Annotated in this window: 8 protein-coding genes; all 8 read left to right on the top strand. The window is 47.5% G+C overall.

Annotation, left to right across the window (positions count from 1 at the left end):
• Positions 1-111 precede the first annotated feature (111 nt).
• The gene (locus N7U64_RS15000) at positions 112-567 is read left to right on the top strand and encodes a CtsR family transcriptional regulator (RefSeq protein WP_290827021.1); all 456 of its coding nucleotides are present in this window, start codon (positions 112-114) and stop codon (positions 565-567) included.
• A 16-nt stretch (positions 568-583) separates the two neighbouring features.
• Positions 584-1,012 (top strand): hypothetical protein, encoded by a 429-nt coding sequence (locus N7U64_RS14995; protein ID WP_318930453.1) that lies wholly within the window; start codon positions 584-586, stop codon positions 1,010-1,012.
• Positions 1,005-2,078 (top strand): protein arginine kinase, encoded by a 1,074-nt coding sequence (locus N7U64_RS14990; protein ID WP_318930452.1) that lies wholly within the window; start codon positions 1,005-1,007, stop codon positions 2,076-2,078. The genes N7U64_RS14995 and N7U64_RS14990 overlap by 8 nt, the downstream gene beginning before the upstream one ends.
• A complete protein-coding gene (clpC, locus tag N7U64_RS14985) occupies positions 2,078-4,525 on the top strand; it encodes an ATP-dependent protease ATP-binding subunit ClpC (RefSeq protein WP_318930450.1) in 2,448 nt (815 codons plus the stop codon). Before N7U64_RS14990 ends, clpC begins: the two co-directional genes overlap by 1 nt.
• Before the next feature lie 79 nt (positions 4,526-4,604).
• Complete coding sequence (gene radA / locus N7U64_RS14980; protein ID WP_234944553.1) at positions 4,605-5,981, top strand: DNA repair protein RadA; 1,377 nt, start codon at positions 4,605-4,607, stop codon at positions 5,979-5,981.
• A gap of 131 nt (positions 5,982-6,112) precedes the next feature.
• A complete protein-coding gene (locus N7U64_RS14975; RefSeq protein WP_012368983.1) occupies positions 6,113-7,201 on the top strand; it encodes a PIN/TRAM domain-containing protein in 1,089 nt (362 codons plus the stop codon).
• 58 nt (positions 7,202-7,259) lie between these two features.
• Positions 7,260-7,943, top strand: coding sequence for a 2-C-methyl-D-erythritol 4-phosphate cytidylyltransferase (gene ispD / locus N7U64_RS14970; RefSeq protein ID WP_318930447.1), 684 nt, complete (start codon positions 7,260-7,262; stop codon positions 7,941-7,943).
• A 2-nt stretch (positions 7,944-7,945) separates the two neighbouring features.
• Positions 7,946-8,428: a 2-C-methyl-D-erythritol 2,4-cyclodiphosphate synthase gene (gene ispF, locus N7U64_RS14965; RefSeq protein ID WP_041261398.1), complete on the top strand. Its 483-nt coding sequence runs from the start codon at positions 7,946-7,948 to the stop codon at positions 8,426-8,428.
• Positions 8,429-8,430 lie beyond the last annotated feature (2 nt).

Below are 8,430 nucleotides of genomic sequence, written 5' to 3'. Positions count from 1 at the left end.
TGCAGGTCGGTCTTTTTGTGTACCCTAAAAAGCTAAATGTTTGCATTTCACTTTTAAGATGATTACTATTAAATCAAACAATAGTCAAAGATGGTCAGAGAGGTGGTGCCCATGCAAAACATCACAGATATCATCGAAGCCTATTTAAAGCAGATTTTACATGATGAGAAAAAAATCGAAATCAAACGCCAGGAAATTGCAGAACGATTTGATTGTGTACCCTCACAAATCAATTATGTCATCAACACGCGTTTCACGATTGAAAAAGGTTACTTTGTCGAGAGTAAACGTGGTGGCGGTGGGTATATCCGCATTCAAAAGATTGTCATTTTAGATAGTCATGATCTGTTAGACGAAATGAGTCGGTGGGTTGGAAACGATTTGACCGAACAAGCGGCAGAAGACTATCTAGTTCGTTTAATCAATGAGCAACTTTTGACACGACGGGAAGCGATTTTGATTCAATCGTTGCTACAGAAGGAAAGTCTACCAATGGCACTTGAAGATCAACGTCGGATGCGGGCTCATTTGATGCAAACCGTCTTGCAAACCATTAAACGACTGTGACACGGGAGGAATGTGTATGCGTTGTCAGCGGTGTGGTGAACGGGGAGCTGTCGTCCGTGTCAAACTTCCACAAGATCAAGAAGGAACCGAACAAATCCTTTGTTCGGTTTGTGTAAAAGAATTGGCAAAAGCCTATCAAGAAACCGCTTGTCCTTCATGTGGGATGACACGTCAACAACTTTTACATTTACGAAAAGTTGGTTGTGCAACATGCTATTCGTTTTTTAAAGAAGAAGTCGACGGGATGATTCGTCAGTTTCAACACGGTCATACGAAACATTACGGTTCACGTCCTGAAGAAGAGTCGGTCGAAAAACGTTTGGTCCAGCAGTTGAGTCGACTCAGGGAACAGTTGAATCGGAAAATCTTATCGGAAGACTATGAAGAAGCAGAAATCATCAAACAACAAATTGTAAATGTGGAGGAGGATTTGCGCCATGTTTGAAGAACTCTTGACGCAACCTCTCAGTCAAAAAATGGATCAGCAGGCACCTTACGATGATATTGTCGTTTCAACCAGAATTCGGTTAGCACGTAATGTAGCCCACTATCCATTTTCGACAAGAATGGCAGAAGATCAGGCAAATGCGTTAATCAATGAAACTGAGCGTCAACTATCGGGGTTGAAAGGTTTTCAATTTGGACGGGTTGACCAAGTCGATGCTTTAACCCGGACTGCTTTAGTAGAAAAGCATTTAATTAGTCCGGCGCTGGCGACACATCCACGGACTGGACTTTTTATAAGTGAAGATGAACAGATCAGTGTCATGGTCAATGAAGAGGATCATTTCCGCATTCAAACGCTTTTACCGGGTTTACAGCTGGAAGAAGCATTTCGGGTTGCGAAGCAGGTCGATCGTTTAATCAGTGAACGCTTTAAGATTGCTTTTGATGATACGCTTGGTTATTTGACGACCTGTCCGAGCAACGTCGGAACAGGTCTGCGGGCTTCAGTCATGTTGCATTTACCGGGACTCGTCCTGACGAATCAAATCCAAGGGTACATTAAACACCTGCGGCAGCTCGGTTTTGCGATTCGTGGGCGTTACGGTGAAGGGAGCGATGCTTCCGGCCGGATGTTCCAATTGTCGAACCAACGGACACTTGGTGCCAGTGAAGACATGTTGATTACGGATTATCAATTTGCCGTTGAAGCATTAATTGAAGCAGAACAAGCAGCAAGAAAAGGATTATTGGAGACGTATCAAGAAGAACTAGAAGACCGGCTTTACCGGTCATCCGGAATTTTACGATCAGCCCGACTGATTACGGCCCGTGAAGCAACGGAACGTTTATCCGATGTCCGGTTAGCGGACAGTCTCGGTTTGGAGGTCGAACTTCCGCCGAACTTGTTCCATCATTTGCTTGTATCGCTACAAACAGGTTTTCTACAAAAGCATTTCGGGAAACAATTAACATCAAGAGAACGGGACATCGAGCGAGCGACCATCATTCGTCAGATGTTAACCGAACAGACAAACAGGGATCACACACAAGGAGGTTTTGCGTAATGATGTTTGGACGATTCACAGAACGTGCTCAACGCGTACTCGCACTTGCTCAAGAAGAAGCGGTACGTCTTGGTCACCATAATATCGGGACAGAACACATTTTACTCGGACTTGTACGTGAAGGAGACGGGATTGCGGCGAAAGCCTTAACAGCACTCGGACTCAGTTCAGATAAGATTCAAATGGAAGTTGAAGCTTTAATCGGTCGCGGCCAAGACGGTGCGACAACGATTCACTATACACCACGCGCCAAAAAAGTCATCGAGCTTTCGATGGATGAGGCCCGTAAGCTCGGTCATTCGTATGTCGGAACAGAACACCTTCTACTTGGTTTGATCCGTGAAGGAGAAGGCGTGGCAGCACGTGTCTTAAACAACCTTGGCATCAGCCTCTCGAAAGCACGTCAGCAAGTACTTCAATTGCTCGGCAACAGCGAAACGACAGCAAATGCGTCACAAGCCGGCTCTGGCGTCGCAACACCGACACTTGATGGTCTCGCACGCGACTTAACGCAACAAGCACGGGAAACACGTCTTGATCCGGTCATCGGCCGTTCAAAAGAAATTCAACGTGTCATTGAAGTCTTAAGCCGCCGGACGAAAAACAACCCGGTCTTGATCGGAGAACCCGGTGTCGGTAAAACAGCCGTCGTCGAAGGTCTTGCCCAACAAATCATCAATAATGAAGTGCCGGAGACATTACGGAATAAACGTGTCATGGTTCTCGATATGGGGACACTCGTCGCCGGAACAAAATACCGTGGTGAGTTCGAAGACCGTTTGAAAAAAGTCATGGATGAGATTCGTCAGGCCGGAAACATCATTCTCTTCATCGATGAATTGCACACATTGATTGGTGCCGGTGGAGCAGAAGGTGCAATCGATGCTTCGAATATCTTGAAGCCGTCACTTGCCCGCGGAGAACTCCAGTGTATCGGAGCGACAACACTCGATGAGTACCGGAAATACATCGAAAAAGATGCGGCACTCGAACGTCGTTTCCAACCGATTCAAGTAGCTGAACCGACAACGGATGAAGCGACACAAATCTTGTTCGGTCTGCGTGACCGTTATGAAGCGCACCATCGTGTGACAATCACGGATGAAGCGATCCAAGAAGCCGTTACACTCTCGGACCGTTATATTTCAGATCGTTTCCTACCGGATAAAGCAATCGACTTGATTGACGAAGCGGCTTCAAAAGTCCGTTTACGTTCTTATACAGCACCACCGAACTTAAAAGAAGTCGAAGCGAAGCTTGAAGGTATTCGCAAAGATAAAGATGAAGCCGTTCAAAGCCAGGAATTCGAAAAAGCAGCCAGTCTCCGTGATACAGAACAAAAATTACGGGATGAACTCGAACGCTTAAAAGAAGAATGGCAGAACAAGCAAGGCAACGAGAAACTGGAAGTGACAAAAGACGATATCGCCCAAGTCGTCGCCAACTGGACAGGTGTTCCGGTCACGAAGATCGCGGAAGAAGAGACAGATCGTCTGCTTCGCCTCGAAGAAATTCTTCATGGACGTGTCATCGGTCAAGACGAAGCCGTTAAATCGATTTCAAAAGCCATCCGTCGTGCACGTGCCGGCTTAAAAGATCCGAAACGTCCGATTGGTTCATTCATCTTCCTCGGACCAACCGGTGTCGGTAAAACGGAACTTGCCCGGGCTGTCGCAGAAGCGATGTTCGGTGACGAAGATGCGATCATCCGGATTGATATGTCCGAGTACATGGAGAAACATGCGACAAGTCGCCTTGTCGGTTCTCCTCCGGGATATGTCGGATATGAAGAAGGCGGTCAGTTAACTGAGAAAGTACGCCGGAAACCATATTCCGTCATACTGCTTGATGAAATCGAGAAAGCACACCCTGAAGTCTTCAACATCTTACTTCAAGTGCTTGACGACGGTCGCTTAACGGATTCAAAAGGTCGGACTGTCGACTTCCGTAATACGATCATCGTCATGACGTCAAACGTCGGAGCAAGTGCTCTTAAACGCAATAAATATGTTGGTTTTGCGGTCTCCGATGATACGGATCGTGAGTACAAAGACATGAAGGGTAAAGTCATGGAAGAGTTGAAACGCGCCTTCCGTCCTGAATTCTTGAACCGGATTGACGAAACAATCGTCTTCCACTCACTTGAGAAGAAACACATCGAAGAAATCGTAAAACTCATGGCGAAAACGCTTGAGAAACGCCTTGCAGAACAACAGGTTCATTTCGAGTTGACGCCGGCTGCGCTCTCGAAAATCGCGGATATCGGATATGATCCGGAATACGGAGCCCGTCCAATCCGTCGTGCCCTTCAACGGGAAGCAGAAGACCGCTTGTCAGAAGCATTGCTCGCAGGCGATATTCAAAAAGGTGAGCGGGTGGCACTTGATGTCGAAGATGGTGAATTCATCGTCCGCCGTCATCAAGCTGAACCAGCAACGACCGAATAATTGATCAACAGGGTCCAGCTTTCGCAAGTATGAGGCGAAAGCTGGATTTTTTTCTTGATAAAAAGAAAGGATGAATCGCTTGGCTAAAATAAAGACGAAATTTGTCTGCCAGAGTTGTGGAACGGAATCTCCGAAATGGATGGGTCGTTGCTCCGGCTGTGGCGAATGGAACACGATGGTAGAAGAAGTCGTCGAAGAGAAAAAAGCACGGCGGGGTTCTGCTTTTGTGCATACGACAACTAAACAATTAAAACCGGAACGTTTATCGAATATCCTGTCACAGGAGGAAAGTCGTGTCTTCACCGGCAGCGGTGAATTTGACCGGGTCCTCGGTGGTGGAATCGTCCCCGGTTCGATGGTACTTGTCGGAGGAGACCCGGGAATCGGGAAGTCGACAATTTTACTTCAGACGAGCGCACGTCTCGCCGCACGCGGGGAGAAGGTTCTGTATATTTCGGGTGAGGAATCGCTTAAGCAAACGAAATTGCGGGCGGAACGACTCGGATTACCGACGCAGGATCTGTTTGTCTTAAGTGAGACGGATATGAATATGATTGAGCGTGTCGTCGATGAAGAAAACCCGGCCTTTTTGATCATCGATTCGATTCAAACCGTCTATATTGATGAAATCCAATCAGCGCCGGGTAGTGTCACGCAAGTCCGGGAATGTACGGCGATGCTGATGAAAATCGCCAAAAGTCGTGGAATCGCCATCTTCATCGTCGGTCACGTGACGAAACAAGGATCGATTGCCGGACCTCGTCTGCTTGAGCATATGGTGGATGCCGTTTTGTACTTCGAAGGAGAGCGCCATCACACGTTCCGGATTTTGCGGGCTGTTAAAAACCGATTCGGTTCGACGAATGAAATCGGGATTTTTGAAATGCGCGAATCGGGTCTTGAAGAAGTCTTGAATCCGTCGGAGATTTTCCTCGAAGAACGGACATCCGGTGTATCCGGTTCAACAATTGTCGCTTCGATGGAAGGGACGCGGACGGTATTGGTGGAACTACAAGCCTTGATTTCGCCGACCTCGTTCGGGAACCCGCGTCGCATGGCAACGGGGATCGATCAAAATAAAGTCGCGTTACTGATGGCTGTTTTGGAAAAACGATCGGGCTTGTTGCTGCAGACACAAGATGCCTATCTCAAGGCAGCGGGTGGCGTCAAACTCGATGAACCAGCAATCGATTTAGCGATTTGTGTGGCGGTCGCTTCGAGTTTCCGCGATAAGCCGACACGACCGACGGATGTTGTTATCGGTGAAGTCGGATTGACCGGTGAAGTCCGACGCGTCTCACGGATTGAACAGCGTGTCGCGGAAGCGGCGAAGCTTGGCTTCACACGTGCGATCATTCCGAAGAACAACCTCGGTGGATGGACGTATCCGCCCGGCATCACGGTCATCGGCGTCGAAAGTGTCGATGAAGCATTGCGGGAAACAATTCCGTTTTAAGCGGTTTCAACTACGGCAAAAGATGGGGAAGATGTAACAGACATGTAAACAGTTTCCCCATCCTAAGGCGTAGGTGATTCAAATAAATACATGTTACAATGAACTTAAAATAATAAAAGGAGGTGGGAAGATTGAAAATCGTCATCAGGATCTTTTTTGCGTTATTAGGTCTTGCGCTTGGTATCTTGTTGCTTCCTCAATTATTTCAACTGATTGAAGCAGCGACGAAGATGGCTTTCCCGGAATGGTTGATGACCACATACGTAACAGGAACGATTGGTGCACTCATATTTTTATTAATTGGATTATTCATTACGGATTCTGTGATTCGACTTCTCCGGTTTTTAGAAGAAAAGTTAGTGAAAGCACCGGTCGCCGATTTATTTTTCGGCACATTCGGCTTATTGGTTGGCCTTGTCATGGCTTTTCTTGTCAGTATGCTGATTGAACTGGTCGGTATTCCATTACTCAGTAATGTGTTGACTGTGATTGTCGCAGTTTTGTTCGGATACCTCGGATTTACGGTCGGGTACCGGAAACGTCACGAACTGACGAAAGTCTTCTTGCGTAACAGTAACAATCAGTCGGAGAAAAAAGCGGCTGAGCCCGTCGTTGTCGCAAAGTCGAACAGTAAAGTCCTGGATACGAGTGTCATCATCGACGGCCGGATTACCGATATCGCGAAAACCGGATTCGTCGAAGGCAAACTGATTGTTCCACAATTCGTGATCGGCGAGTTGCAGTATATTGCGGATTCATCGGATACGTTGAAGCGAAACCGTGGTCGCCGCGGGCTTGATGTTCTTAAAGAACTCCAATCGATTCCCGGCATGGAAGTCGAGATTTATGACGGAGACTTTGAGGATGTTCCGGAAGTCGACATCAAGTTGATTAAACTGGCTGAGCTGATGAAAGGCATTGTCGTCACGAACGACTACAACTTAAATAAAGTCTGCGAAGTGCGAAACGTACCGGTCTTGAACATCAATGATTTGGCGAACGCTGTCAAACAGGTCGTCATTCCCGGTGAAGAGATGACAGTCCTTGTGATTAAAGAAGGAAAAGAACAAAAACAAGGAATTGCGTATCTGGAGGATGGCACGATGGTCGTCGTCGAAGAAGGAAAACACTTGATTTCAAAAACGGTTGGTGTTGTCGTGACCAGTGTGTTACAGACGTCTGCCGGACGAATGATTTTTGCGAAACCACAAGAAAAATAACCAGCGGACTGCCAAATCTATTTTGGCAGTCTTTACTTATGAGAAAAGAGGGAACTACATGAAAGAGCACACATACCGGATCGTCATTCCGGCTGCCGGCGCAGGGAAACGGATGGGGGCCGATCGGAACAAGTTGATGCTGATGTTACGAAATCGTTCCATCATCGAGTGGACACTTGACGTTTTTGAACAGGATCCGGCTTGTCTTGAAATCATTCTCGCGATCAATCCAGCCGAGCAGTCCTGGTTCGAACGCATTACAGCACCCTATAAGACACCAATCCGTCTTGTCCCGGGCGGACGTGAACGCCAGGAAAGCGTCCAGCGTGGTCTGGAAGCGTTGACGGAGTCCGGAATCGTGTTGATTCATGACGGGGCACGACCATTCGTGACGATTGCATCGATTCATCAGGTCGTCGAAGCAGCGGAACGGACCGGCGCTGCAATTTTAGGTGTACCGATTAAGGATACCGTCAAACGGATTGACGGCGACATGATTGTCGAGACGGTTCCTCGGGAGCAATTAATGGCTGCTCAAACACCGCAAGCCTTTAAGCTAGAGACGATCCGAAGCATCCATGCCAAAGCGGCAACGGAATTTTTAGGTACGGATGACGCAAGTTTGATAGAATGGGACGGAGGAACGGTGACTTGGGTTACCGGACAATACGAGAACATTAAAGTGACGACACCGGACGATTTATTGTTTGGAGAAGCTATTTTAACGAAACGGGGGAAATGATGATGATTCGAATTGGACAGGGTTTTGATGTACATGCCTTTGCAGAGGATCGTAAGCTGATTTTAGGTGGAATCGAGATTCCACATACGAAAGGATTACTCGGGCACTCGGATGCCGACGTCTTGTTACATACGATTGCGGACGCGGCACTCGGTGCCATCGCAGCCGGGGATATCGGGAAACACTTCCCCGATACGGATCCGGAATTTAAAGATGCTGATTCGGCAAAGTTGTTGCAACACGTCTATGCTTTAGTCAAAGCACAAGGCTATGAGCTGGGGAATTTAGATGCGACCGTCATTGCACAAGCACCGAAGTTACGTCCTTACATCGATACGATGCGGGCACGGATCGCGGAGCTGCTTGAAGCGGATATCGAACAGATCAACGTCAAGGCTACGACGACGGAATGGCTCGGCTTTACGGGACGTGAAGAAGGAATCGCATGTCAGGCTGTGATTTTGCTGAAACGAATCGAAGAATAAGG

It is taken from the genome of Exiguobacterium sp. K1, assembly GCF_033721435.1.
Taxonomy (GTDB): Bacteria; Bacillota; Bacilli; order Exiguobacteriales; family Exiguobacteriaceae; genus Exiguobacterium_A; species Exiguobacterium_A artemiae.
The sequence above is the reverse complement of the archived record's forward strand: the minus strand, read 5'-3'. Positions and strand labels throughout refer to the sequence as shown.